This window comes from Ectopseudomonas alcaliphila (assembly GCF_900101755.1).
Classification (GTDB): Bacteria; Pseudomonadota; Gammaproteobacteria; order Pseudomonadales; family Pseudomonadaceae; genus Aquipseudomonas; species Aquipseudomonas alcaliphila.
Window position 1 is genome coordinate 87,214 of sequence record NZ_FNAE01000006.1, and the last position, 25,010, is coordinate 112,223.

A 25,010-nucleotide genomic window follows, 5' to 3' on the forward strand; every position below is an offset into this window, starting at 1 on the left:
TCACGGCATGAGCCGTCCGTGGCCCGACGGGGAAGCCCTGCCGCCAGGTGCGGCAGGGCAGGTCCATCAGTTGGCGATCATCTGGCGCAGCACGTAGTGCAGGATGCCGCCGACTTTGAAGTACTCGACCTCGTTGAGGGTGTCGATGCGGCACAGCACTTCGACTTCCTCGTGCTGGCCGTCTTCACGGGTGATGATCAGTGTCAGCGGCATCTGGGGGCGCAGTTCCACGCCTTCCAGGCCCTCGATGGCCAGTACTTCCTTGCCGGTGAGCTCGAGGCTGGTGCGGTCGGTGCCGGGTTTGAATTGCAGCGGCAGCACGCCCATGCCCACCAGGTTGGAGCGGTGGATGCGCTCGAAGCTCTCGGCGATCACCGCCTTGACCCCCAGCAGGTTGGTGCCCTTGGCTGCCCAGTCGCGGCTTGAACCGGTACCGTATTCCTTGCCGGCAATGATCAGCAGTGGCGTGCCTTCAGCCTGGTAGCGCATGGCCGCATCGTAGATCGCCAGCTTCTCGCCGCTTGGCACGTGCAGGGTATTGCCGCCTTCTTCGCCGCCGAGCATCTCGTTGCGGATGCGGATGTTGGCGAAGGTGCCGCGCATCATCACTTCATGGTTGCCGCGGCGTGAGCCGTAGGAGTTGAAGTCGGCCTGGGCCACGCCGTTGTCGCGCAGGTATCGCCCGGCTGGGCTGTCGGCCTTGATGTTGCCGGCCGGCGAGATGTGGTCGGTGGTCACCGAGTCGCCGAGCAGGGCGAGGATGCGCGCCTGGCGGATATCGGTGATGCGGGGTGGGTCGCCGGCGATGTCTTCGAAGAACGGCGGATGCTGGATGTAGGTGGAATCAGCCTGCCAGGCATAGGTATCGGCTTTGGGCACGTCGATGGCCTGCCATTTCTCGTCGCCGGCGAAGACTTCGGCGTATTCCTTGCGGAACATGGCGGTGTCGACGTGGGCGATGGCCCGGGCGATCTCGGCCTGGGTCGGCCAGATGTCCTTGAGGTAAACCGGCTGGCCATCCTTGCCGGTGCCGAGGGCGTCGTGGGTCAGGTCGAGGCGCACGCTGCCGGCCAGGGCGTAGGCGACCACCAGGGGCGGCGAGGCCAGCCAGTTGGTTTTCACCAGCGGGTGCACGCGGCCTTCGAAGTTGCGGTTACCGGAAAGCACCGAGGCAACGGTCAGGTCGGCCTGGGTGATGGCTTTCTCGATGGGCTCGCGCAGCGGCCCGGAGTTGCCGATGCAGGTTGTGCAGCCGTAGCCCACCAGGTCGAAGCCGAGTTGCTCCAGATAGGGCGTCAGGCCGGCGGCGTCGAAGTATTCGGTGACCACCTTGGAGCCGGGGGCCAGCGAGCTCTTCACCCAGGGTTGACGCTGCAGGCCTTTCTCCACGGCTTTCTTGGCCAACAGGCCGGCGGCCATCATCACGCTGGGGTTGGAGGTGTTGGTGCAGGAGGTGATCGCGGCGATCACCACGGCACCGTCTTTCAGGCGATGGGTGTGACCGTCGTCCTCGTAGTCGACCTCGCCACTCTGTTTGTCGCCACCCACGGCAGTGCCACCGCCGCCCTCATTGAGCATGCGACCTTCTTCCTTGGCCGAGGGCTTGAGCTGGAGGCCGACGAAGTCGTCGAAGGCCTGGCTGACCTGGCCCAGCGAGACGCGATCCTGCGGGCGCTTGGGCCCGGCCAGGCTGGCTTCGACGCTGCCCATGTCCAGGCTCAGACTGTCGGTGAACACTGGCTCGGCGCCTGGCTCGCGCCACAGCCCCTGGGCCTTGCTGTAGGCCTCTACCAGTTGCACGGTAGCGTCCGGGCGGCCAGACAGGCGCAGGTAGCCAAGGGTGATCTCGTCGACCGGGAAGAAACCGCAGGTGGCGCCGTATTCCGGGGCCATGTTGGCGATGGTGGCGCGGTCGGCCAGCGGCAGGTCGGCCAGGCCGTCGCCGTAGAATTCGACGAATTTGCCCACCACGCCTTTCTTGCGCAGCATCTGAGTGACGGTGAGTACCAGGTCGGTGGCGGTGATGCCTTCCTTGAGTTTGCCGCTGAGCTTGAAGCCGATCACTTCGGGAATCAGCATCGACACCGGCTGGCCGAGCATGGCCGCTTCCGCCTCGATGCCGCCCACGCCCCAGCCGAGCACGCCGAGGCCGTTGATCATGGTGGTGTGCGAGTCGGTGCCGACCAGGGTGTCGGGGTAGGCGAGGGTGACGCCGTCTTCTTCCTTGGTCCACACGGTGCGCGCCAGGTACTCGAGGTTGACCTGGTGGCAGATGCCGGTGCCCGGCGGTACCACGCTGAAGTTGTCGAAGGCGTGCTGGCCCCAGCGCAGGAAGGCGTAGCGCTCGCCATTGCGCTGCATTTCCAGCTCGACGTTGTCGTGAAAGGCGCTGGACGAGGCGTAGCGATCGACCATCACCGAGTGGTCGATGACCAGATCCACCGGCGAAAGCGGGTTGATCCGCTGCGGGTCGCCGCCGGCCTTGGCCATGGCGTCGCGCATGGCGGCGAGGTCGACCACCGCCGGCACGCCGGTAAAATCCTGCATCAACACGCGCGCGGGGCGGTACTGGATCTCACGGTCGGAGGCGCGCTGGTCGAGCCAGTCGACCATGGCTTGCAGGTCCTGCGGCTGTACGGTCTTGCCGTCTTCGTTGCGCAGCAGGTTTTCCAGCAGCACCTTGAGCGACTTGGGCAAACGGTCGATGTTGCCGAGGCGCTGGGCGGCTTCGGGCAGGCTGAAGTAGTGGTAGGTGGCGTCGCCGATCTTCAGTTCGCGGCGGCAGTTCAGGCTATCGAGGGAGGGCATTGCACATCTCCTTGGGCCCGCACGGTTCGGGCTGTATCTGATGGCGGCAGACCTTCAAGCTAGTTCGGCTTGGGCGGTCTGGCTAGCGCATATCCTTTATCGGTTGCTATGCGCTGCCTGTGTTGGATGACCGGATCTCATCGAGACGCGATGGCCAGCGGCTCCGTAATCTGTGGGCAGCACATATGTAGCTGGACAGGTTTAGCGGCTCTGGGTTCCGGTCTCGGGTATCATGCGCGGCCTGAGGAGACCCTTTGATGAATACCCTGTTTCTGCATTGCCGCCCCGGTTTCGAGGGGGAGGTTTGCGCCGAGATCACTGACCTTGCGGCGCGTCTGGATGTACCGGGCTACTCCAAGACCAAGCCCGGCAGTGCTTGCGCCGAGTTCGTCTGCAGCGAGGCGGACGGCAGCGAGCGCCTGATGCGTAGTGTGCGCTTCAACCATCTGATTTTCCCGCGGCAATGGGCGCGCGGTGATTTCGTCATGTTGCCGGAGAGCGATCGCATCAGCGTGCTGCTCGACGCTTTGGCCGATTACCCGGTGTGCGGCAGCCTGTGGCTGGAAGTGGTGGATACCAACGACGGCAAGGAGCTCTCGACCTTCTGCAAGAAGTTTGAGGCGCCGCTGCGCAAGGCCTTGCTCAAGGCCGGCAAGCTGGTGGACGACGCCAGGAAGCCGCGCCTGCTGCTGACCTTCAAGAGCGGCCGCGAGGTGTTCGCCGGCATCGCCGAGGCGGACAACCAGGCGATGTGGCCGATGGGCATTCCGCGCCTGAAGTTTCCGCGCGAGGCGCCGAGCCGCTCCACGCTCAAGCTGGAGGAGGCCTGGCATCATTTCATCCCCCGCGAACAGTGGGATCAGCGTCTGGCGCGTGGCATGACTGCCGTGGATCTGGGTGCCGCGCCCGGTGGCTGGACCTGGCAGCTGGTCAATCGGGAAATCCGCGTCACCGCCGTGGACAACGGGCCGATGGCCGAAAGCCTGATGTACTCCGGTTTCGTCGTGCACCAGCGCGCCGATGGTTTCACCTTCCGCCCACGCCATCCGGTGCACTGGATGGTCTGCGATATCGTCGAGAAGCCGGCACGCACGGCGGCGATGATCGAGACCTGGCTGGGCGAGGGGCTGTGCCGCGAGGCGGTGGTCAACCTCAAGCTGCCGATGAAGCAGCGCTACGCCGAAGTGCGGCGCCTGCTCGATCGCATCGAGTCGGGGCTGGCGGAGCGAGGCTTGAAGGTCAGTATCGGTTGCAAGCAGCTGTATCACGACCGTGAAGAGGTGACCTGCCACCTGCGTCGGCATGGCAAGTGATGATTTGCGCGTAGGCCATCCAGGCTGTGCGCGCAGGTGACCTGAAGGTCAGCTTTGCGCGACAATGCGCGCCTGTTTGTGGAGCCCCTTATGTCCGAAGCCCTGACCCTCAATCACGATGACCTGCTCGACGCCAGCGGCCTGAACTGCCCGGAGCCGGTGATGATGTTGCACAACAAGGTGCGCGACCTGTCGCCGGGCGGCCTGCTCAAGGTGATCGCCACCGATCCCTCGACCCGTCGTGATATCCCCAAGTTCTGCGTGTTCCTCGGTCACGAACTGCTCGGTCAGGCCGAAGAAGACGGCACCTACCTGTACTGGATTCGCAAGAAGGCAGATTAGGCAGCGCTTGCCGCATGTAGGGTGCGCGGTGCGCACCAGTGCTGTGCCTTGATCTGTGTTTGCCCGTGGTTATAGGGGCGCGCGGCTCACCCTACGGGTCTTCATCGTTCTCCGCGCCATTCCAGCCTGCCTGTCCCGGCGCCAGGCCGCAGCTGTTGAGCAGGCTCTGCCAGGCCTTGACGTGACGCGCCGTGGCCGTGCGGAAATCCTGCCATAGCGAATCCTGCTCGCCTGCCAAACGTTGCAGGTGCTCGCGTGTGGCCGCGGGAATGCTATCAATGCGCTGCAATTGCAGCAGCGTCGCCTGCCACTGCTGGCCACGCTGATCGACCTGCGCGAGATAGGGCTGCAGGCTGCCGGCGTAGAACTTGATGAAGATGTTCTGCAGGATGCGTCCGCGCGGCGTCGCCTGGCCCAGCGGGCAGAGCGGGCGGTTCTGCTGGCGTTGCTCCAGCAGTTCGCTGCCGACGTCCAGGTTGTGGCGCAGGCTGGCCAGGCTGGTGATCAACTGGCCGCCCTGTTCGCTGGCATAGAGGGCGAAGAACAGGGGTTCCAGCTCGTCAGCGCTCGGCGGCAGCTGCGCCGGCAGGGCGGCGCCAATGCTTGCCAGTCGCTGCAGTGCGTCCAGTGCGGCGCTGTCTTCCTGGGTATCGACCGGCAAGGCCTGGTCGGCGAAACGCAGGTAGTTCTCGAATTCCGGGCTGCCGTTCAGCGCATTCCAGAACACTGCTTGCAGTTGCTGGCGCTTGTCGTTGGCCAGGCGCTGCAGGGTGGCTTTGAGGCTGGAGTCGTCCTGCAGATGGGGCAGGCAGTCGTCGATGGTGCGCAGCAGATCGCCCTCGTAGCCCAGGCGTTGGCTGGGCATCAGCTGTTTGCCCAAGCTGCTGTTGCGCTGGCTGATCAGCTGCTGCAGGCGAGGACAACGCCGCGCATCGATCACCAGATCGAGCAAGCCGATACGCAGTTCGGGGATATCTGAAAACCGCTCGCGTCGGGCTGGCAGGCGGTACTGGCTGATGCTGCGATTGTCGAACGAGCTGACGTCCGGCGCATCGAGCGAGCGCTGCAGGCGTTCGAGGTAGTCGCGTTGCAGGGCCAGGCCGTCGTTGGCCGGGCCACAGCCTGCGAGCAGGAACGAGCAGAAGAGTAGGGCGAGTCGGGTCATGTGCTCAGTCTAGAGCTGATGCCCGACCTATCCAATCACTCAGGCAGCCCGGCGAATGCGCTTGCGCGCGCTGCGTGCCAGGCGCACGGTGAGCATCGCCGCGGCGCAGGTCAGCCCCACGACCAATCCCTGCCACAGGCCACTGGGGCCACTCGGTTCGCCGAAGAGGTCGGACAGCCCCAGCGCATAGCCCACTGGCAGGCCGATGCCCCAGTAGGCGAACAGCGTCAGCAGCATGGTGATGCGTGTGTCCTGATAACCGCGCAGCGCACCGGCGGCGGTTACCTGAATGGCATCGGAGAACTGGAACAGCGCGGCATAGACGATCAGCGTCGCCGCGACCGCGATCACCGTCTTGTCCGGGGTGTAGATCTGCGCGATCTGTTCGCGCAGCAGGAACATCAGGCTGGCCGATATACAGGCGTAGCCGAGTGCTGCGGCCATGCTCACCCCAGCAGCGAAACGCGCCTCACGCGGTTGGCCACGGCCGAGCGCCTGGCCCACGCGTACGGTGGCGGCCATGGCCAGCGAGTAGGGAATCATGAACACCATGGAGCTGAAGTTCAGGGCGATCTGGTGCCCGGCCACCACGGTGGCGCCGAGGCCGCCGATCAGCAGGGCGATCACCGCGAAGATGCTGGACTCGGCGAATACCGCGATGCCGATCGGTACGCCAATGCTCAGCAGGCGCTTGATCACCGTCCATCGTGGCCATTCGAAATGGGTGAACAGCGCGCTGGCGCGGTAGTAGGGCGCCCACTTCACCCAGACCAGCATGCCGATCAGCATGAAGCCCATCACCAGTGCGGTCGCCCAGCCGCAGCCAACGCCGCCCATGGCCGGCAGGCCGAACTTGCCGTAGATGAAGATGTAATTGGCGGGAATGTTCAGCAGCAGACCGAGAATGCCCAGCACCATGGCCGGGCGGGTATGACCGAGGCCGTCGCTGAAACAGCGCAGCACGTGGTACAGCGCCACTGCCGGGAAGCCACAGGCCACTGCGCGCAGATAACCCATTGCTGGGGTGATCAGCTGAGGGTCGATGTTCATGGTGCGCAGGATGAACTCGGCGTTCCACAACAACGCCGCGGCGCTGCCGCCGACGGCCACTGCCAGCCATAGCGCCTGGCGCACCAACGGGCCGATTTCTGCCTCCTCGCCGGCGCCGAAACGCTGCGCGACCTTGGGCGTGGTGGCCAGCAGGATGCCGGTCATCAGCAGGAACACCGGCACCCATATCGAGTTGCCCAGTGCCACTGCGGCGAGATCCTGCGGGCTGACGCGCCCGGCCATCAGCGTATCGACGAAGCCCATGGCGGTATGCGCCAGTTGGGCGATGATGATGGGCGTGGCCAGGATGAGGAGGTTGCGCAGTTCCGTGCGCACGCGGCCAAGGCGGGTGTCGGTGGACATTTCGATTCTTCGGGATAGCAGGAAACCGCGTAGTCTACGCCTTGACGTGTCGGTCAGGAAAGTGCGATCTGCCCCTCTGTCTGGCGGCTCCTGGGGCGACGCTGGCGGTCGTGCTGGCTTAGAATGGCCGCCTGCCCGATGGAGCCCACCATGCACATAGTCGCCGACGAAAACATTCCCCTGCTCGATGAGTTCTTCGCTGCGTTCGGCAGCATCCGCCGCTTGCCCGGGCGCGGCATCACGGCGGCTGATGTGCGTGATGCCGACCTGCTGCTGGTGCGCTCGGTGACGCAGGTGAACCGGGCACTGCTCGAAGGCAGCCGGGTACGTTTCGTCGGCACCTGCACCATCGGCACCGACCATCTGGATCTCGATTACTTCGCCGAGGCCGGCATCGCCTGGAGCAGCGCGCCGGGCTGCAACGCCCGTGGCGTGGTGGATTACGTGCTGGGCAGCGTGCTGACCCTGGCCGAGCGCGAGGGCGTCGACCCGGCTGCGCGCGTCTACGGTGTGGTCGGAGCAGGGCAGGTCGGCGGGCGTCTGGTCAATCTGCTGCGTGGTCTCGGCTGGCCGGTACGGGTGTGCGACCCGCCGCGGCAGGCCGCCGAGGGTGGTGATTTCGTCAGTCTGCAGCGGATCATCGACGAGTGCGATGTGATCAGCCTGCACACGCCACTGGATGCTTCGACGCGCCATCTGTTCGATACGACTCGCCTGGCGGCATTGCAGCCAGGAACCTGGCTGATCAACGCCAGTCGTGGTGCCGTGGTGGATAACGCTGCGCTGCGCACCCTGTTGCCGCAGCGGCCTGATCTGAAGGCGGTGTTGGACGTCTGGGAAGGCGAGCCGCAGGCCGATGTCGAACTGGCCGCCCTGTGCCAGTTGGCGACGCCGCATATCGCCGGCTACAGCCTGGACGGCAAGCTGCGTGGTACGGCGCAGATCTACCAGGCCTGCTGCCGCGTGCTGGGCGTGGCCGAGCAGGTGAGTCTGGCCGATCTGTTGCCTTCGCCCTGGCTGAGCGAACTGAGCATCGATGGCAGCGCGGACCCGGCCTGGGTCCTGGCCAGCCTGTGCCGCGCGGTGTACGACCCGCGCCGCGACGATGCGGATTTTCGCCGTAGCCTGGTCGGCGATGCCGATACTCGTCGCGCCGGGTTCGACCGCTTGCGCAAGCATTACCCGATGCGCCGCGAAATCGATGGTTTGCGCGTGCGTATTCAGGGTGATTCAGCGCCGCTGGCTGCTCTGGTACGAGCCCTGGGCGCCACCGTTTCGTAGGGTGGGTTAGCCGCCTGTCACGTTTGCAGAACAGTTTGCTAAGCCCGGTGCGGCGTAACCCACCATCGGCGCAACGCGATCCGTCGCCCGGTGGGTTACGTGGGGCGGCCATCCGAGCGCGCGGAGTTTATCTGCGTCTGGAAGCTCGGCACTCTGCGCCGCTAACCCACCCTACGAGATAGCGTGTATTCGCATGCCTTATTTTGCATTAATTAAATTGCATGCAATTTAATTGCTCGCTACTTTGTTCGTCACTTTCAGCCCATCCAGGACGATTCCCCATGAGCAACGCACTTTTCGATATCCCGGTCACCACCATCAAGGGCGAGCAGAAGACCCTTGCCGACTTCGGCGGCAAGGCCGTACTGGTGGTCAACACCGCCAGCAAGTGTGGCTTCACCCCGCAGTACAAAGGTCTGGAAAACGTCTGGCAGCAATACAAGGACAAAGGCCTGGTGGTGCTCGGTTTCCCCTGCAACCAGTTCGGCAAGCAGGAGCCGGGTGACGAGGGGGCTATCTCCGAGTTCTGCGAACTGAACTTCGGTGTCAGCTTTCCGCTGTTCAAGAAGGTCGACGTCAATGGTGCGGATGCCCATCCACTGTTCGTTCAGTTGAAAAAGCGTGCGCCCGGCCTGCTGGGTAGCCAGGGCATCAAGTGGAACTTCACCAAGTTCCTGATCGGTGAAGATGGCCAGGTGGTCAAGCGCTTCGCCCCGACCACCAAGCCTGAAGAGCTGAGCAGCGAGATCGAAGCCCTGCTGAAATGAGCGCTTTCGATACCGCCGGGCTGCAGTTGGACAACCAGCTGTGCTTCAAGCTTTACGCCGCCTCGCGCGCGGTGATCCGCGCCTACAAGCCGATGCTCGACGCCCTCGGCCTGACCTACCCGCAATACCTGGCGATGCTGGTGCTGTGGGAGTGGCAGGAGCAGGCGCCCGAGCAGCCGACGCTCAAGGCGCTCGGGCAACGCCTGCAGTTGGACTCCGGGACCCTGACACCGCTGCTCAAGCGTCTGGAGCAGATGGGCCTGGTGGTGCGTCGCCGCGCACAGGCGGATGAGCGCGAGGTGCACCTGGCGCTGAGCGACGCTGGCAGGACACTGCAGGCGCAGGTAATGCCGCTGAAGGCGCAGTTGCTCTGCCAGTTCGGCGATCAGGATCTGCTGGAGATGGAAGGGCTGCGGCGCAGCCTTGACCGTCTGCTGGCTCGGCTCAGCGATTGACCTCATCGGGCAGCCAGGTGTCGAGCATGGCTGCCAGTTCTTCACGGCGGAAGGGCTTGGCCAGGTAATCGTTCATGCCGGCAGCGCGGCAGCGCTCGCGCTCGTCAGACAGCGCATTGGCCGTCAGTGCCACGATGGGCAGCTCGGGCCAGCGGCCATTGCTGCGGATGCGCCGACTGGCCTCGTAGCCATCCATCACCGGCATGTTGCAGTCCATCAGGATCAGGTCGATGGGTTCCTGCTCCAGTATTTCCAGCGCTTCAGCGCCGTGGCCGGCGACCAGCACCTGGTAGCCGAGCTTGGCCAGCATGCCCTTGGCCACCATCTGGTTGACCGGGTTGTCTTCGACCAGCAGTACGCGCGCCGTACTTTCCCGCGCGGCTTGCGTCTGGGCGCTGCTGTGCGGGTCACCGTCGTCACTGTGCAAGATGTGCCGCAGCACCTGCAGCAGGCCATTGCGCGCCAGCGGACGGGCGATCTGCAGCAGCGGCATGAGGCGCTGCGCCTGGTCGTGCGGCAGGAAGTTGCCATAGGCGGTGACCAGCAGTACCGGCGTGCTGATCGCGGGGCGAATGCCCAGCAGGCATTCCGGGCAATCGCTGATCAGCAGGTCGGCATCCACGCCGTGCAGGCTGGCGTCGGTATCCAGGCGCTGATAACCCAGGCCCCAGACTGGCAGCCACTGGCTGAGCATCTGCTGCAGGCCGCTACTGGCCGGGGTCATTGCCACGATGCGGCCCTGCAGCGACGGTTGTGAGCTGGCTTGAGCATGGGCGGGCAGCGGCAGTTCGGCGCAGAACTCGCTGCCGAAGCCTTCTTTCGATTGCAGGGTCAGCTTGCCATGCATCGCTTCGCACAGGCGTCGTGTCAGCGCCAGGCCGAGCCCGGTGCCGCCGTACTCACGGGTGATGCCCACTTCGGCTTGAGCGAAGGGCTGGAAGATGCGCGCCTGAGCATCTTCGGCGATGCCGATGCCGGTATCGCGCACGCGAATGCTGACGCCCTCTGTGCTGCAGGCGACGATCAGGTCGACGCGGCCGAAACGGGTGAATTTGAGCGCATTGGACAGCAGGTTGCTGACGATCTGGCGCACCCGCGTCGGATCGCCCAGCACTTGGGTGGGCAGTGCCGGATCGATCAGGCAGGTCAGCTCTACCGCGCTGGCGGCGTTCTGTGACAGCAGGCTGGCGGTCTCCTCGGCCAGGGCACTGACATCGAAGGGGATTTCTTCCAGCACCAGCTGGCCGGCTTCGAATTTGGACAGGTCGAGAATGTCGTTGAGCAGCTCCACCAGCACCTTGCCAGAGTCATGGGCGATGCCCAGTTGCTGGCGTTGTTCGGCGCTGAGTGGGCCGTCCAGGGCCAGCGCGAGCATGCCGAGCAAACCGTTGAGCGGCGTGCGGATTTCATGGCTCATGTTGGCCAGGAAGGCCGAGCGTGCCTGGGCCATGTTCAGGGCGGTGGTGCGCGCTACCTCCAGTTCGCGGTTGGACTGGCTGAGGCGGGCATTGGTGGCCTTGAGCTCGGCAGTGCGCGCCGAGACGATGTTTTCCAGTTCGTTCAGGTACTGGGTCAGGCGATCTTCGGCGTTGCGCCTTTGCTCGATCTCCTGGGCGATGCTCGACAGCTGGCGATTGGTAACCTCGACCAGGGTGCCGATCTCGTCGCGCTCGTGGCCCTTGGGGCAGGGCACGGGGCGGTGCTGCGGGTCTTGCGGGTTGCGTTCGCTGAGCGCACGAATCACCCCGGTCAGGGGCTTGGTCAGCATGAAGTAGAACAGCACCAGCAGGATCAGCGACAGCAGCAGGCTGCGCGCGAAACCGGTGAGCAGGGTCAGCAGCGAGCGTCTGAGAAAGTGACTGCCGAAGGCGTAGGTATCGACCTCAAGACGCAGAACACCTAGGGCTTCATCGGGCGCGTGGCTGACGTGGAGCGGGTCCTGGAACTGGCGTTGGGCCCCGAACAGGCTGTCACTGAAGACGCGGTAGCGGCTTTCCCGGCGTGGGCGGCTGACGCTGGCCAGCACCAGGCCGCTGTTGTCGATCAGTTCGGCACGGGTCACCGCTGGCGAGCGCAGCAGGCCGAGGACCAGTTCCTGCGCCAGTTCCGCGTCGATGTTGTAGGCGATGCGGGCGGCGGGGTTGTGGCTGATTTCCAGCAGCGCGCGAATCTCGCGATTGATGGAGGCCTCTTCGCTGGCATAATCGACCGCCACCTGGGTGACGCTCAGCAGCGTACCAAGGATAAACGCCACCAGGACGGTCAGGCCGGCCTGTTTGAACGACAGGCGATTGGTGAGCGAAATATCCATAAATGCGTGCGTGGTCTCTGATCCTTGGGCGCCTGCCAAGCATAGCTGATAGCGACCCTGTACCGGCAGAGGCTGCAACGTGCGGCTCTGCGCAAAAGGAGTAGTAGATCGTGGATTCCCGATTGCTGGATTTTCTCGCCCGCGCCGAGCAGGTGCTGGAGCGCATCGAACCCTTGCTGCCCGCGCTGCGTCCGCACGTGGACTGGAGCGCGTGCGTGGCGGCGCGCTGGGTGCGTGATGGTCGCAGCGGCTACCTGCTGCCGCTGGATGTCAGCCTCGACCTGTCGCTGAGCGACCTGCTGGGTGTGGACGCCCAGCGCGAGCAACTGGCGCGCAACACCCGTCAGTTCGTCAGCGGGATGCCGGCCAACCACGCCTTGCTCTGGGGCGCGCGGGGTACTGGCAAGTCTTCGCTGGTGCGTGCTCTGCTCGCCGAGCATGCCAAGGCCGGCCTGCGTCTGATCGAGATCGAACGCGATCACCTGGCCGACCTGCCGCGTGTGGTGGAGCTGCTGGCCGGGTTGCCGCAGCGCTTCGTGCTGTTCTGCGATGACCTGTCGTTCGAAGCAGGCGAGGGTGATTACCGGGTGCTCAAGAGCGTGCTCGATGGTTCGCTGGAGCAGGCGCCGGATAACGTGCTGCTGTACGCCACGTCTAACCGTCGTCATCTGGTGCCCGAGCACCAGAGCGACAACGAGAACTGGAAGAGGGTCGACGGCGAGCTGCACCCCAACGAGGCGGTGGAGGACAAGATCGCGCTGTCCGACCGTTTTGGCTTGTGGCTGTCGTTCTATCCCTTCAGTCAGGATCACTTCCTGCTCGTCGTGCGTCACTGGGTCGAGGTGCAGGCGCGTCAGGTCGGGCTCAGCTGGAGCTGGGACGAGGCGCTGGAGAAGGCCGCCATTCGCTGGGCGCTGGGCCGCGGTAATCGCAATGGCCGCTGCGCTTATCAATTCGCCCGCCACTGGGTCGGGCTGCAACTGCTGGAGCAACAGACATGATCGATCTTTCCCAAACTGGTGGCGATCTCAACGGCTATCCGCTGCTGAGTGCGCAATTGCAGGCACTGCTCAGTGGCGAGCGCGACTTCATCGCCAATGCCGCGCAGTTTTCCGCCTTCCTGTTTCACGAGTTGGCCGACCTGAACTGGGCCGGCTTCTATCTGGTGAAGGATGGCGAGCTGGTGCTTGGCCCGTTCCAGGGCAAGGTGGCCTGTGTGCGCATCGCCTTCGGTCGCGGTGTCTGCGGCGCGGCGGCGGCCAGCCTGCAGACGCAGCGGGTCGAAGACGTGCATGCCTTTGCCGGGCATATTGCCTGCGACAGTGCGTCGAATAGCGAGCTGGTGGTCCCATTGTTGAAGGATGGTCGCCTGATCGGCGTGCTGGATCTGGACAGCCCCTCGGTGGGGCGTTTCACCGAGGCCGATCAGGCCGGTATCGAGGCGCTGGCAGCGATCTTCCTGGCCGCCAGCGACTGCTGAATACGCCTTTGGCGTGGCTCTGCCTGTGACGATGCGGCGGTTTGGGCACGATCCGGTAGGGTGCGCCGCACGCACCGTTGGTTTGAGGTGTTGCCTAAGCTGATTTCGCAGCCGGTGCGCACGGCGCACCCTACGGAAAAGCCGGGCCTGCGTGTTCAGCGCTTGGCGCCGATCTTCTCCAGTGTACGCAGTTCACGCGGCAACAATTGCTGCGTGGACGCACGAGCCTTGATGCGCGCGTAGTGCGCCAGCAGGTTCGGCCAGCGGGCGGCATCCAGTGTTTCCCCGCCGTGCTCCATGTTGATCAACTGGCTGGCCAGCGCCAGGTCGGCCATGGACAGTTGTTCGCCAAGGAAGTAGGGCGCATCACCCAGCGTGGTCTCGAAGTAGTCGAAGTGACTGGGCAGCTTTTCCCTGAGTGCCTGCTGCACCTTGTCCTCGTCGCATGGCTGGCCCATGGTGGCTTTCAGCACGCGGTTGCGGAACACGGTGAAGGTGCACAGCGGCGCCAACTCGTAGTCCGCATATTTTTCCAGCCAGCGTACCTTGGCGCGTTGCTCGGCGCCGTCGCCATACAGCGGCTTTTGCTCTGGGTAGCGCTCTTCCAGGTACTGGCAGATGACGCTGGAGTCCGCCAGTTTGAGGTCACCATCGCGAAAGGCGGGAATCCGGCCTAGCGGGTTGAGTTCACGAAACCACTCTGGCTGGCCGAACGGCATGACCACTTCGAGTTCGTAATCCAGGCCCTTTTCGATCAGGCACAGGCAGAGTTTGCGGACGAAGGGGGACAGGGGTGCCCCGTAAACGGTCAGGCTCATTGCAGCTCCTATCGGCGGCCAGCATGGTCGGCTGAGCGAGGGCGGTCGAGGGCTCTGCTTCTGCTCAGTCGTAGATGTTCTTCTTCTTCCAGTCGTCTTCCAGGTCCTTCAGACCTTCGGTCAACTGGCTGGGTTCTTCCGCTGTGGGCGCGCTGTTGTTAAGAACCATGGCATTGGCGCGCGCCAACTGTTCTTCGAAACGCTTGAGTTGCGCCTGGTAAGGCGCAGGTTCAGGTTGCTTGCGCAGGTACTGCACGCCACGTTCGAAGGCCAGGCGCGCCTGGCCGGGCTGATTCTGCTGGATTGCCGTCTGGCCCAGGGTGTTGAAGAATTCGATATGCACCAGCACCAGCATCTGGCGAATCTGTTTGAGCCAGTGCTTGCCATCGTTAGCGGGCAGCAAACCGCCCTGTACCGAGCTGGTGATCAGGGCGTGCAGGTTTTCCAGCAGGAAACGTACGTCCTTGGCCTTCGCTTCATTGGCGATGGCCTGGGGTGGGTTCTTCACCGGGATGGATTCGCCCTGAGCGATCTGGGCCTTGAGGGTATCGATATCGTTCTGCAGTTTGGCGTTCTGCTTTTCCAGCGGGAGCAGGCGCTCGCTGACTTGCAGCTGCAGCCGGCTCAGCAGAAGCTTCAGCTGCGGTGTCATCAACTGCCCAGGCATGCGCTCGGAGATATCCTGGCAGCGACGAATGCGGTCGAGCAGATCAGCGCGCTGGCGCGCTTTTTCCAGCTTGCTGTTCTCGACGGCGTGGTTGATATAGGCAATCACCATCAGCAGGACGATGCCACCGACGATCAGCATGGTTATCACGAGTGCGGACACTGCTTGGGACCTCTCGAGAATCGACTTTTCGACCGAGTGTAGTGGCTTGGCTGCATGGCTCCTAGTGGCATATCGATTTATGGGCTGAAGTCTTTGATTTTAAAAATTTTTTAGAGAGAGGTTGACGACCCTCGAAAGGGTCCATAGAATGCGCGCCACTTCCAGAGCAATGCTAGAAACAGAGCGAAGGAAGCCGGAAAGTTGCTTGATGTTCCGGGGTGTGTCCCCTTCGTCTAGTGGCCTAGGACACCGCCCTTTCACGGCGGTAACAGGGGTTCGAGTCCCCTAGGGGACGCCACTTTCAAGCTGTAATGCGGGAATAGCTCAGTTGGTAGAGCACGACCTTGCCAAGGTCGGGGTCGCGAGTTCGAGTCTCGTTTCCCGCTCCAAAATTTGGAAATGCTGCTTCGGCAGGGTTTCAAACGAAGTTCCAGGTCCCCTTCGTCTAGTGGCCTAGGACACCGCCCTTTCACGGCGGTAACAGGGGTTCGAGTCCCCTAGGGGACGCCACTTCAAGTTGTACCGCGGGAATAGCTCAGTTGGTAGAGCACGACCTTGCCAAGGTCGGGGTCGCGAGTTCGAGTCTCGTTTCCCGCTCCAAATAAACGAAAACGCCGCTCAATCGAGCGGCGTTTTCGTTTCTGTCGTTTGCCTTTCAGGTCATCTGCGCCAGATACAGCAGCGCATAGCCCAGCCCACACAAGCCCCAGCCCAGCCAGGGCGAGAATACGGCGCGCCACAGCCAGTGGCGCGGGGCGAAGCCGACGCCGTGGATGAAGGCGTTGGATACACCCCACATCACCAGCATCAGCAACGAATGGCTGTAGCGCCCCTGGCTGTCGAGCATCGCACCGGGGTGGATCAATAACAGCAGCGCCAGAGGCGTGGCCAGCAGCCAGGAGAGCACGCGCATCGGCGCGCGCTCGTTCAAGGTGATGTCACTCATGCTCGCGCTCGGTGTCGAGATCCTGCGTGGTTTCCAGCCACAGTGCATTGATGATGCCGAAGCTGCTGGCCAGCAGTACGCCGAGAATCCAGGTGAAGTACCACATCGCGTTTCTCCTCAATACAGGCCGTGGGGGTTGGCTTCGATGCTGCTGTCGTTCAACTTGCCCCACATGCGGACATAGCTCCACAGGGTATAGAGCAGGATGATCGGCACGAAGATGCAGGCGACCACGAACATGATGCCCAAGGTCTTGTGGCTCGATACCGCATCCCAGACCGTGAGGCTGGAGGCCGCATCAAGGCTCGACGGAAAGACGAAGGGGAACAGCGCGAAGCCGGCGGTGCAGATGGCGCCGACGATCATCAGGCTGCTGCCGATGAAGGCCAGGCCGGCGCGGCGCCAGGTGCTAGCGAGGATGGCCAGCAGTGCGCCGAGCACGCCCAGCACGGGGGCGCCCATGGTCAGCGGGTAGCGACCGTAGTTGCCGAGCCAGCCGGCGTTGTCGGCGAGTACCTGCTTGTGCAGCGGGTTCAGCGCAGCCCCTGCATCCACGGCGCCGATCAGACTCATGCCTTTAATACCCAGTGCCAGCCAACTGCCGGCCAGCAGGAAACCGATCAGGAACACCAGGGCACTGAGGTAGGTGGCCTGGCGTGAACGCGCGGCCAGATCCCCTTCGGTGCGCAGCATCAGCCAGGCGCCGCCATGGGCGCAGAGCATGCTCAGGCTGACCACGCCACAGAGCAGGGCGAAGGGGTTGAGCAGGGCGAAGAAGGAGCCGTGGTAGCTCGAGCGCATCATGTCATCGAGCTGGAACGGCAGGCCGAGGAACAGGTTGCCGAAGGCCACGCCGAACACCAGTGCCGGCACTGCGCCGCCCACGAACAGCGCCCAGTCCCAGGCGCTGCGCCAGCGAGTGTTGTCCAGTTTGCTGCGGTAGTCGAAGCCCACCGGGCGGCAGAACAGGGCGAAGAGCACCAGCAGCATGGCCCAGTACAGCCCGGAGAAGGCCACCGCGTAGACCATCGGCCAGGCGGCGAACAGCGCGCCGCCAGCGGTGATGAACCACACCTGATTGCCGTCCCAGTGTGGGGCGATGGTGTTGATGGCGACGCGGCGCTCGTTGTCGGTCTTGCCGACGAAGGGCATCAGCGCCATGGCGCCCATGTCGAAGCCATCGGTGAGGGCGAAGCCGATCAGCAGCACGCCGATCAGCACCCACCAGACGAGTTTCAGGGTTTCGTAGTCGAACATGGCGAAGTCCTCAGGCGTGGGCCGGCTGCTGTTGCTCGAAGTGGTAGCGTCCGCTGTGCAGGCTCGATGGGCCGAGGCGGGCGAACTTGATCATCAGGTACATCTCCACCACCAGCAGCAGGCTGTAGAAGGCAATCAGCGCGATCAACGAGCCCCAGACGTCACCGGCCGACAGGCTGGAGGCAGACAGGTGGGTCGGCAGCACTTCACCGATGGACCAGGGCTGGCGGCCATGTTCGGCCACGTACCAGCCGGTTTGCGCGGCGATCCAGGGCAGCGGCAGGCTCCATAACGCCCACTTGAGCAGCCAGGGCTTGCTTTCTTCGTTCTTCTTCGCCGAGGCCCAGAAGGCGCAGGCGAACAGCGCCAGCATGAGGAAGCCGCTGGCGACCATGATGCGGAAGGTCCAGAACAGGCTGAACACGTTGGGAATGGTGTCCAGCGCGGCCTGCTTGATCTGCGCCTCGCTGGCATCGACCACATTGGTGGTGTATTTCTTCAGCAGCAAGCCGTAACCCAGATCGCCTTTCACTTCATTGAAGGCAGCGATGGTCTCGGCCGACTTGTCGCCGCCGCGTAATTGCTCCAACAGTGCATAGGCCTGCATGCCGGTGCGGATGCGCGCCTCGTGTTCGATGAGCAGGTCCTTGATGCCCTTGACCTCTTCATCCAGCGAGCGGGTGGCAATCAGCCCCAGTGCGTAGGGAATCTTCACCGCATAGTCGGTGCGCTGCTCCTCCTGGTTGGGCAGGCCGAACAGGGTGAAGCCCGCCGGTGCCGGGTGGGTTTCCCACTCGGCCTCGATGGCGGCCAGCTTGGTCTTCTGCACGTCACCGATCTCGTAGCCGGACTCGTCGCCGAGCACGATCACCGAGAGAATCGAGGCCAGGCCGAAGGCCGAGGCTATGGCGAAGGAGCGACGGGCAAAGCCCAGATCGCGTTTCTTCAATAGGTAGTAACTGGAGATGGCCAGGACGAAGATCGAGCCGGTGACGTAGCCAGCCGCCACGGTATGCACGAACTTGACCTGCGCCACCGGGTTGAACAGCAGGGCGCCGAAGTCGGTCAGCTCCATACGCATGGTCTCGAAGTTGAACTCGGCACCCACCGGATTCTGCATCCAGCCGTTGGCGATGAGGATCCACAATGCCGAGAGGTTCGAGCCAATCGCCACCAGCCAGGTCACGGTCAGGTGCTGCAGCTTGCTCAGGCGATCCCAGCCGAAGAAGAACAGGCCGATGAAGGTGGATTCGAGGAAGAAGGCCATCAGCCCCTCGATGGCCAGCGGCGCGCCGAAGATGTCGCCGACGTAGTGGCTGTAGTAGGCCCAGTTGGTGCCGAACTGGAACTCCATGGTCAGCCCGGTAGTGACACCCAGGGCGAAGTTGATGCCGAACAGCTTGCCCCAGAACTTGACCATGTCCTTGTAGACCTGTTTGCCGGTCATCACATAGACCGACTCCATGATCGCCAGCAGGAAGGCCAGGCCCAGGGTCAGGGGGACGAAGATGAAGTGATACATCGCTGTCATGGCGAACTGCAGGCGTGACAGATCGACGACTGATTCCGAGATCATCTCGGTGTCTCCTCGGTGGATGTTGAAGAAGGTGCGCTGGGCTGGCCTAGCAGGTGGCTCTCGACGCGTTGCTGGCCGTCCTGAGGCACTGTTGGTGCATCGAACCAGATGGCCTTGATGCCGAGCAGCAGAGTCAGTTTGATCAGCAGGATCGCGGCGACTTCGCGTACCAGCGGAATGCGCCAGGGGGAGGTGGGGTCGCGTTCGGGCATCTCGATGCTCCGGATTTACCGGCGCTGGCCGTGAGGTCGCGCCGGTAGAATGGGTGTTTCTTAATGTTACAGGGTACTCATGGGGGTATGTGGTCGCTGGAATTGATGCAGGTCAGGGGAATGATGATTAGTCGGGGATTTCTGCGCCGAACGCCCTCGGTGAGCTAGTCGAACGCCGGCAGCTTTGGTGCCAGCAGCTCGTGTCCAGCGGCTTGCCAGGCCTCGATGCCGCCACTCAGCGACAGTACGTTGCGATAGCCCATTTCTCGTAGCGCGTCGGCAGCCAGGGCCGAGCGACCGCTGTTCTTGCAATACAGCACCAGCTTGAGCGTGCGCTCGCTCAGTTGCGGGTCGTTGCTCAGCTTGAACTCCAGTAGCCCACGGGGAATGTTGATGGCGCCGGGGATGTGCGCAGCGGCATATTCGTCCGCTTCGCGCACATCGATCAGCAGATCGGCGTCGCGGATGGCGGCTTCGGCTTGCTGCAGGTCGACCTCGGCGATACGGGTCTTGGCAGCGAGCACCAGGTCATGAGCGCTTTTCATGGGGATTACCTTGCGTGGGCAGTGGTTGGGAAGATGCCGCAGGCACTGGGGCGAGCTGCTTGAGCGCCTCGAACTGGCTGATGAACACCTGGCCGCCGAAGCACTGCAGGAAGTCGGAGCGGCGCAGGCGATCCATTACCGGCCCTTTGACCTCGGACAGGTGCAACTGCACGCCAGCGGCATGCAGACGCTCGACGATGGCATTGAGTGAATCCAGCGCGCTGGCATCGATCAGGTTGACCCCCGAACACATCAGCACCAGATGGCGTACTTGCGGTCGGCTGGCGATCAGCTCGCCGATGCGGTCTTCCAGATAGCGGGCATTGGGGAAATACAGGCTCTCGTCGACACGCAGCGACAACACGTTGGGCGTCTCGATCACGGCGAAACGTTCGACGTTGCGAAAATGCTCGCTGCCCGGCACCTGGCCGACCACGGCGATATGCGGTTGGCTGGTGCGCCAGAGAAACAGCAGCAGCGACAGGCCGACGCCAAGCAGAATCCCAGCTTCGACGCCGATCAGCAGTACGCCGAGCAGGGTGGCGATCTGTGCGGCGCCGTCCTGGCGCGAATAACGCCAGGTGTGGCGCAGCGACTTGAGGTCGACCAGGCTGAGCACGGCGACGATGATGGTCGCCGCCAGCACGGCTTGCGGCAGGTCGTGCAGCAGTGGGGTCAGCAGCATCACACTGAGGCCGATACCGAGGGCGGTGAATACCCCGGCCATGGGCGTACGTGCGCCGGCATCGTAATTGACCACCGAACGGGCGAAACCGCCGGTAACCGGGAAGCCGCCGCTGAGCGCCGCGCTGATGTTCGCCGCACCGAGGCCGAGCAGTTCGTTGTCTGGCTGGATGCGTTGTCGGCGTTTGGCTGCCAGGGTCTGGCCGACCGAGACCGATTCGACGAAGCCCACTAGGCTGATCAGCAATGCCGCTGGCAGCAGTTGTATGGCCAGATCGAGATCCAGGGTGGGCAGGGTCAGCCCCGGCAGCCCTTGCGGCACCAGGCCGACCACCCTGACGCCGGCTTGTTCCAGCTGCAGCAGGTCGACAGTGGCAATCGCGACGATAATTGCCAGCACGGGCCCGGCCTTGGCCAGGTTGTTTGCCAACTGAGCCGACAGGCCGAGGTGTTGCAGTGTCTGCTTGAGGTGGGTTCTGGCCCACCACAGCCATGCCAGGCTGAGAACGCCGATGAGCAGGGTTGGCCCGTGCGTGCCTGGTAGCGCCTGGATCAGTTTTGGCAGTAACTGCGGCAGATTTTCGCCGGAAGCCGAGACGCCGAGCAGGTGTTTGAGCTGGCCGACGGCGATGAGAATGCCCGAGGCGCTGATGAAACCCGACACCACCGGATGACTGAGAAAGTTGGCGATGAAGCCCAGGCGCAGCATGGCCATCGCGGCCAGCAGCACGCCCGACAGCAGCGCCAGGAGCATGGCCGCACCGACGTAGGCCGGGCTGCCGGCAGGGAACAGCGGTGCCAGGGTGGCGGCGGTCATCAGCGAGACGACCGCCACCGGGCCGACCGCCAGGGTGCGACTGGAGCCGAACAGGGCATAGGCCAGCAGCGGCAGGATGCTGGCGTATAGGCCGGTCACCGGCGGCAGGCCGGCGAGCATGGCATAGGCCAGGCTCTGCGGAATCAGCATCAGAGTGACGATCAGAGCGGCGAGGCCATCCTGGGCAGCGCTGCCCCGGTCGTAGCCTCGGCCCCAGTCCAGGCAGGGTAGCCAGTGACTCGGCTTCATTTCTGTTCCTTGCCGAAGTCACAGGCTGCGGGAGCCTCGACCGCCAGCGGCGGGTGCGGCAGATGTCTGGGTTCGGCCAGCCACTCGCGGCCACGCAGCATCAGGTCGAAATAGATGCTCGGCATCATCCGTACCTTGAGATCCCAGGCCAGGCGCCGGGGTACCGCCGGATCCAGCGGGAAGGTGGGCAGCAGCTTGCCGCCATAACCGAACTCCGCCAGCACCACTTTGCCCCGCTCGACCGTCAGCGGGCAGGAACCATAACCATCGTAGATCGCCTGCGGGCCTTTGCCGCCCAGCACCGAGAGGACGTTCTCGGCAACCACCGGCGCCTGCTTGCGCACGGCGGCGGCGGTTTTCGCATTCGGTGCGGCGCAGACGTCGCCCAGGCTGAAAACATTGCCGAAGCGCGGGTGGCGCAGGGTTTCGTGATCGGCCTCGACCCAGCCGTCGGCGCCGGCCAGCGGGCTCTGACGAATGAACTCCGGCGGTCGTTGCGGGGGTACGGCGTGGAGCAGGTCGAAGGTCTCCTCGATGGTCTTGCTTTCGCCGCGGGCATCGGTCTGCTTGAACCAGGCGCGACGCGCAGGGCCATCGACGGCGATCAGGTTGGTGTTGAAGTTGAGCTGCGCGCTGTAGCGTTCGATGTACTGCATCAGCGGCGGTACGAAGGTGGGCACGCCGAACAGCACGGCGCCGGCCGAGCAGAACTCGACGTCTATCTGCGGCAGCACGCCCTGCCTCAGCCACCAGTCGCAGGACAGGTACAGGGCTTTCTGTGGTGCGCCGGCGCACTTGATCGGCATCGGCGGTTGGGTGAACAGCGCCCGGCCCTTGCGCAGGTTCTGCACCAGTTGCCAGGTGTAGGGCGCCAGTTCGAACTGGTAGTTGGACGTCACGCCGTTCTTGCCGAGGGTTTCCCTGAGACCGTCGATGCCGTCCCAGTGCAGGCTCAGGCCAGGGCAGACGATCAGGGCGCGATAGTTCACCCGGTTACCGTCTTCCAGCACCACGCGTTGCTGATCCGGCTCGAAGCCGGCCACCGCCGCGCGAATCCAGTGTGCGCCGTGTGGGATGCAGCGCGCCATGGGGCGTTCGGTGCGGGCGCGGTCGAAGATGCCGGCGCCCACCAGCGTCCAGCCTGGCTGGTAATAGTGCTGTTCGCTTGGCTCGATCACCGCGATGCGCAATTCGGCGTTGCGCTTGAGCAGGCTGGCTGTTACCGCGCAGCCCGCCGCGCCGCCGCCGACCACCACCACGTCATAGCGTTGAGTCGGTGTCCCGCCCGTTTGTGCCTGGGTGACCGTAGCCTGCTGCCAGCGTTGCTGCAGGCGAGGCGTAAGGCCACTGAGGTCGTAACCCTGAGCGCCAGCGGTGCTCAACAATGCCTGCGGATCGAGATGATGAGCTTCGCTCAGTGCCCATAGGCTGGTGGAGCGGGTGCCGGTACGACAGAACGCCAGCAGGGGGCCGCGTATCTGCCCGAGCAGGGTGGTGAAGGCGCTGACGTCTTCATCGCTGATCTGGCCGGACACCACTGGCAGGTAGTGATAATCCAGGCCGCTGTCCTTGGCGGCAGCGGCCATTTCAGCAGAGCTGGGCTGGCCTTCACCTTCACCGTCGGGACGGTTGTTGATCACGCTGCGAAAGCCGGCGGCGGCGAGCATGCCCATGTCGCCAGGTTGTAACTGAGCGGCCACGGCAATGAAGGGTGTCAGGCGCTTGATCGATTCCATGATGATGACCTCAAAGCACGTCGAGAGGGATCTTCAGGTAGCGGGTGCCGTTGTCTTCGGCCGGTGGTAGTTGCCCTGCACGCATGTTGACCTGTACCGAAGGCAGAATCAGGGTGGGCATGCCCAGGGTGGCGTCGCGCTTGCGGCGCATGGCGACGAAGTCGGCCTCGGAGATGCCCTGATGGACGTGGACGTTGTGTACACGTTCCTCGGCGACGGTGGTCTGGTAGCGAAAATCCTCGCGCCCGGGTGCCTTGTAGTCATGACACATGAACAGGCGGGTTTCGTCGGGCAGGGTGAAGAGTCTCTGGATCGACTGGTAGAGGATGTGCGCGTCGCCGCCGGGGAAGTCGCAACGGGCGGTGCCGTAGTCGGGCATGAACAGGGTATCGCCGACGAAGCCGGCATCACCGATCAGGTAGGTCATACAGGCCGGAGTATGGCCTGGGGTGTGGATGGCTCTACCGTGAAGTTCGCCAATATGGAAGGTATCGCCATCGTGGAACAGACGGTCGAACTGGCTACCATCGGTGGCGAACTCGGTGCCGGCGTTGAACAGCTTGCCGAAGGTGTTCTGCACCACGGTAATGTGCTCGCCGATGGCCAGCTTGCCGCCCAGTTCACGCTTGATATAAGGCGCAGCGGAAAGATGGTCGGCATGTACGTGAGTTTCCAGCAGCCACTCGACGCGCAGACCGCGCGCCTTGACGAAGGCGACGATGCGCTCGGCACTGGCATGTGAGGTGCGCCCGGAGGCCGGGTCGTAGTCCAGCACCGAGTCGACGATGGCGCAGTGCTGCGTGGCGGGATCGATAACGACGTAGCTGTAGGTGTAGGTGGCAGGATCGAAGAATTCGACGACATCAGGGCGCATGGTCAGGCTCCTCTCATATACCCATGGGAGTATTCAATTAAGAGCAAGCGTAACTGTTTTTTGGTTCTATGCTTAGATTTAAATGGAATAAAAGAGGAGGCCTTGTTCAGCTCGGCTATAACCGTCATGCAAGCCTTTTGCAGTGCCTGGCTTCCGGTGGATTAGCCGGATGCCAGGACGCGCGAGGGGCGCGCCGGGAGGGCTTCAGGTGTACTTGGTAAATATCTCGCGAACGCGCTGCAGCGAGGCGTCGGTGTCCTGCTCGGGGTCAAGCATGGCCTCTTCGATCAGGCAGGTGAGCATCAGGCGGTAGGATTTGTCCAGGGCGCTACGAGCTGCCGAGAACTGCTGGGCGATGGCTGCGCAATCCTCGCCACGCTTGATCATCGCCTGGATGCCACGTATCTGGCCTTCGACACGGGCCAGGCGCTTGAGCATCGCTTGCTGCTGTTCGAGCATGCGTAGCTGCAGGTCGGTAGTCTCGGTCATGGCGTTTCCTGTGCAATGGGGCGACGGAGGGTAAAGGCGCCGCGTAGTTCGCCGACCTGGTAGCCGCGTGCCTGATCCTGCGGATAGTACTGGTCAATGGCGTCTTGTACCTCTGCTTTGATCGCCGTGCCGTGACAAGCCATGCAGGGTTCACCTACGGCAATGGCCTGCATGTAGCGGTACTGGCCGTCGACCTCTTCGCCATGGCGTAGCTCTTTCACCGGAGTGCCAGCCTCGGCCGCGCTGGCGAAGCGTTCGAGCACGGCTCGCTCCCAGGCATCAGGAACGTTATCCGGGTTGCGTACCTTGAGCGATGTGCGGCCCACCTGCCAGGCGTGCTGGCTGTGTTCGCTGGCGATCTGCGGCGCCACAGCCTGGCAGGCCTGCACGGCTGCAATCGGCCCGCCCTCAGTGATGGCCTGGCGCACGGTGCCTAGCAGCTGTTCGGCGAATGGCGGGATCTGCGCAGCTGCCTCGTTTTGCCAGGGCGTGGCGGCGTGTGCGTCAGTGCAGGCGAGCAATGTGGCGAGCAGGAGTGGGCGCATGGTCGGACCTCATAAATACTGGTGGGGGTATTTATGCATGAAACGCAAAGTCTGTCATCGCAGTTGCCTGCGACATTCTGACCAGTGGTCTGTCAGGC

The 25,010-nt window shown here is 63.7% G+C and carries 24 protein-coding genes and 4 tRNA genes; 11 read left to right on the forward strand and 17 right to left on the reverse strand.

Annotated features, from left to right (window positions below; all coding sequences use genetic code 11):
- Positions 1-66 precede the first annotated feature (66 nt).
- Entirely contained in the window at positions 67-2,808 is a 2,742-nt protein-coding gene (gene acnA, locus BLR77_RS18120; protein ID WP_074680419.1) for an aconitate hydratase AcnA, read from the reverse strand.
- A 257-nt stretch (positions 2,809-3,065) separates the two neighbouring features.
- Here acnA and rlmM point away from each other — a divergent pair, with 257 nt between their 5' ends.
- Together rlmM and tusA are read left to right on the forward strand one after the other, a co-directional pair.
- Positions 3,066-4,121, forward strand: coding sequence for a 23S rRNA (cytidine(2498)-2'-O)-methyltransferase RlmM (rlmM, locus tag BLR77_RS18125; protein ID WP_074680421.1), 1,056 nt, complete (start codon positions 3,066-3,068; stop codon positions 4,119-4,121).
- A gap of 90 nt (positions 4,122-4,211) precedes the next feature.
- Entirely contained in the window at positions 4,212-4,463 is a 252-nt protein-coding gene (tusA, locus tag BLR77_RS18130) for a sulfurtransferase TusA (RefSeq protein ID WP_003460892.1), read from the forward strand.
- A gap of 91 nt (positions 4,464-4,554) precedes the next feature.
- On the opposite strand, the gene BLR77_RS18135 is transcribed toward tusA, so the two are convergent.
- A complete protein-coding gene (locus BLR77_RS18135) occupies positions 4,555-5,628 on the reverse strand; it encodes a DUF3080 domain-containing protein (protein ID WP_074680423.1) in 1,074 nt (357 codons plus the stop codon).
- A 39-nt stretch (positions 5,629-5,667) separates the two neighbouring features.
- The gene (locus BLR77_RS18140) at positions 5,668-7,041 is read right to left on the reverse strand and encodes an MATE family efflux transporter (RefSeq protein WP_074680425.1); all 1,374 of its coding nucleotides are present in this window, start codon (positions 7,039-7,041) and stop codon (positions 5,668-5,670) included.
- Positions 7,042-7,191: 150 nt separating this feature from the next.
- On the opposite strand from BLR77_RS18140, the gene pdxB reads away from it, so the two are divergent.
- The 3 genes from pdxB to BLR77_RS18155 all read left to right on the forward strand — a co-directional run bounded on the left by pdxB (position 7,192) and on the right by BLR77_RS18155 (position 9,544).
- Positions 7,192-8,322: a 4-phosphoerythronate dehydrogenase PdxB gene (gene pdxB / locus BLR77_RS18145; RefSeq protein ID WP_074680427.1), complete on the forward strand. Its 1,131-nt coding sequence runs from the start codon at positions 7,192-7,194 to the stop codon at positions 8,320-8,322.
- A gap of 281 nt (positions 8,323-8,603) precedes the next feature.
- Positions 8,604-9,089 carry a glutathione peroxidase gene (locus BLR77_RS18150; RefSeq protein WP_074680429.1) on the forward strand — a complete coding sequence of 162 codons (486 nt, stop codon included), beginning with the start codon at positions 8,604-8,606 and terminating at the stop codon, positions 9,087-9,089.
- Positions 9,086-9,544 (forward strand): MarR family winged helix-turn-helix transcriptional regulator, encoded by a 459-nt coding sequence (locus BLR77_RS18155; protein ID WP_074680431.1) that lies wholly within the window; start codon positions 9,086-9,088, stop codon positions 9,542-9,544. The genes BLR77_RS18150 and BLR77_RS18155 overlap by 4 nt, the downstream gene beginning before the upstream one ends.
- Here BLR77_RS18155 and BLR77_RS18160 read toward each other — a convergent pair.
- A complete protein-coding gene (locus tag BLR77_RS18160) occupies positions 9,534-11,855 on the reverse strand; it encodes a response regulator (protein WP_074680433.1) in 2,322 nt (773 codons plus the stop codon). The genes BLR77_RS18155 and BLR77_RS18160 overlap by 11 nt on opposite strands.
- A 110-nt stretch (positions 11,856-11,965) precedes the next feature.
- Between BLR77_RS18160 and BLR77_RS18165 the strand changes: the two genes are divergently transcribed.
- Together BLR77_RS18165 and BLR77_RS18170 are read left to right on the forward strand one after the other, a co-directional pair.
- Complete coding sequence (locus BLR77_RS18165; RefSeq protein WP_074680435.1) at positions 11,966-12,856, forward strand: ATP-binding protein; 891 nt, start codon at positions 11,966-11,968, stop codon at positions 12,854-12,856.
- Positions 12,853-13,335 carry a GAF domain-containing protein gene (locus tag BLR77_RS18170; protein ID WP_074680437.1) on the forward strand — a complete coding sequence of 161 codons (483 nt, stop codon included), beginning with the start codon at positions 12,853-12,855 and terminating at the stop codon, positions 13,333-13,335. Before BLR77_RS18165 ends, BLR77_RS18170 begins: the two co-directional genes overlap by 4 nt.
- A gap of 155 nt (positions 13,336-13,490) precedes the next feature.
- On the opposite strand, the gene BLR77_RS18175 is transcribed toward BLR77_RS18170, so the two are convergent.
- Positions 13,491-14,153, reverse strand: coding sequence for a glutathione S-transferase family protein (locus BLR77_RS18175; protein ID WP_074680439.1), 663 nt, complete (start codon positions 14,151-14,153; stop codon positions 13,491-13,493).
- 64 nt (positions 14,154-14,217) lie between these two features.
- Positions 14,218-14,961, reverse strand: a complete 744-nt coding sequence (locus BLR77_RS18180) for a hypothetical protein (protein ID WP_074680441.1) — start codon at positions 14,959-14,961, stop codon at positions 14,218-14,220.
- Positions 14,962-15,204: 243 nt separating this feature from the next.
- Between BLR77_RS18180 and BLR77_RS18185 the strand changes: the two genes are divergently transcribed.
- From BLR77_RS18185 to BLR77_RS18200, 4 genes are all read left to right on the forward strand, one after another.
- Positions 15,205-15,280, forward strand: a tRNA-Glu gene (locus tag BLR77_RS18185).
- 15 nt (positions 15,281-15,295) lie between these two features.
- A tRNA-Gly gene (locus tag BLR77_RS18190) sits at positions 15,296-15,371 on the forward strand.
- Positions 15,372-15,416: 45 nt separating this feature from the next.
- Positions 15,417-15,492: transfer RNA gene (locus BLR77_RS18195), tRNA-Glu, on the forward strand.
- Positions 15,493-15,506: 14 nt separating this feature from the next.
- Positions 15,507-15,582, forward strand: a tRNA-Gly gene (locus BLR77_RS18200).
- 55 nt (positions 15,583-15,637) lie between these two features.
- On the opposite strand, the gene BLR77_RS18205 is transcribed toward BLR77_RS18200, so the two are convergent.
- From BLR77_RS18205 to BLR77_RS18255, 11 genes are all read right to left on the reverse strand, one after another.
- The gene (locus BLR77_RS18205; protein WP_074680443.1) at positions 15,638-15,928 is read right to left on the reverse strand and encodes a cyd operon YbgE family protein; all 291 of its coding nucleotides are present in this window, start codon (positions 15,926-15,928) and stop codon (positions 15,638-15,640) included.
- Positions 15,921-16,034, reverse strand: coding sequence for a cytochrome bd-I oxidase subunit CydX (gene cydX, locus BLR77_RS18210; protein WP_074680445.1), 114 nt, complete (start codon positions 16,032-16,034; stop codon positions 15,921-15,923). Before cydX ends, BLR77_RS18205 begins: the two co-directional genes overlap by 8 nt.
- Before the next feature lie 11 nt (positions 16,035-16,045).
- Positions 16,046-17,185 carry a cytochrome d ubiquinol oxidase subunit II gene (cydB, locus tag BLR77_RS18215; protein WP_074680447.1) on the reverse strand — a complete coding sequence of 380 codons (1,140 nt, stop codon included), beginning with the start codon at positions 17,183-17,185 and terminating at the stop codon, positions 16,046-16,048.
- 10 nt (positions 17,186-17,195) lie between these two features.
- Complete coding sequence (locus BLR77_RS18220; RefSeq protein ID WP_074680449.1) at positions 17,196-18,761, reverse strand: cytochrome ubiquinol oxidase subunit I; 1,566 nt, start codon at positions 18,759-18,761, stop codon at positions 17,196-17,198.
- Entirely contained in the window at positions 18,758-18,973 is a 216-nt protein-coding gene (gene cydP, locus BLR77_RS18225) for a cytochrome oxidase putative small subunit CydP (protein ID WP_074680451.1), read from the reverse strand. The genes BLR77_RS18220 and cydP overlap by 4 nt, the downstream gene beginning before the upstream one ends.
- Before the next feature lie 164 nt (positions 18,974-19,137).
- Entirely contained in the window at positions 19,138-19,518 is a 381-nt protein-coding gene (locus BLR77_RS18230) for a rhodanese-like domain-containing protein (protein ID WP_074680453.1), read from the reverse strand.
- Positions 19,502-21,268 carry a SulP family inorganic anion transporter gene (locus BLR77_RS18235; RefSeq protein WP_074680455.1) on the reverse strand — a complete coding sequence of 589 codons (1,767 nt, stop codon included), beginning with the start codon at positions 21,266-21,268 and terminating at the stop codon, positions 19,502-19,504. Before BLR77_RS18235 ends, BLR77_RS18230 begins: the two co-directional genes overlap by 17 nt.
- Positions 21,265-23,004: a bifunctional protein tyrosine phosphatase family protein/NAD(P)/FAD-dependent oxidoreductase gene (locus BLR77_RS18240; protein ID WP_074680457.1), complete on the reverse strand. Its 1,740-nt coding sequence runs from the start codon at positions 23,002-23,004 to the stop codon at positions 21,265-21,267. The genes BLR77_RS18235 and BLR77_RS18240 overlap by 4 nt, the downstream gene beginning before the upstream one ends.
- 10 nt (positions 23,005-23,014) lie before the next feature.
- The gene (locus BLR77_RS18245; protein ID WP_074680459.1) at positions 23,015-23,878 is read right to left on the reverse strand and encodes an MBL fold metallo-hydrolase; all 864 of its coding nucleotides are present in this window, start codon (positions 23,876-23,878) and stop codon (positions 23,015-23,017) included.
- A 204-nt stretch (positions 23,879-24,082) separates the two neighbouring features.
- On the reverse strand, positions 24,083-24,367 hold the full coding sequence (locus BLR77_RS18250) for a metal-sensing transcriptional repressor (RefSeq protein ID WP_074680461.1): 285 nt from the start codon (positions 24,365-24,367) through the stop codon (positions 24,083-24,085).
- A complete protein-coding gene (locus tag BLR77_RS18255) occupies positions 24,364-24,912 on the reverse strand; it encodes a Tll0287-like domain-containing protein (protein WP_074680463.1) in 549 nt (182 codons plus the stop codon). Before BLR77_RS18255 ends, BLR77_RS18250 begins: the two co-directional genes overlap by 4 nt.
- Positions 24,913-25,010 lie beyond the last annotated feature (98 nt).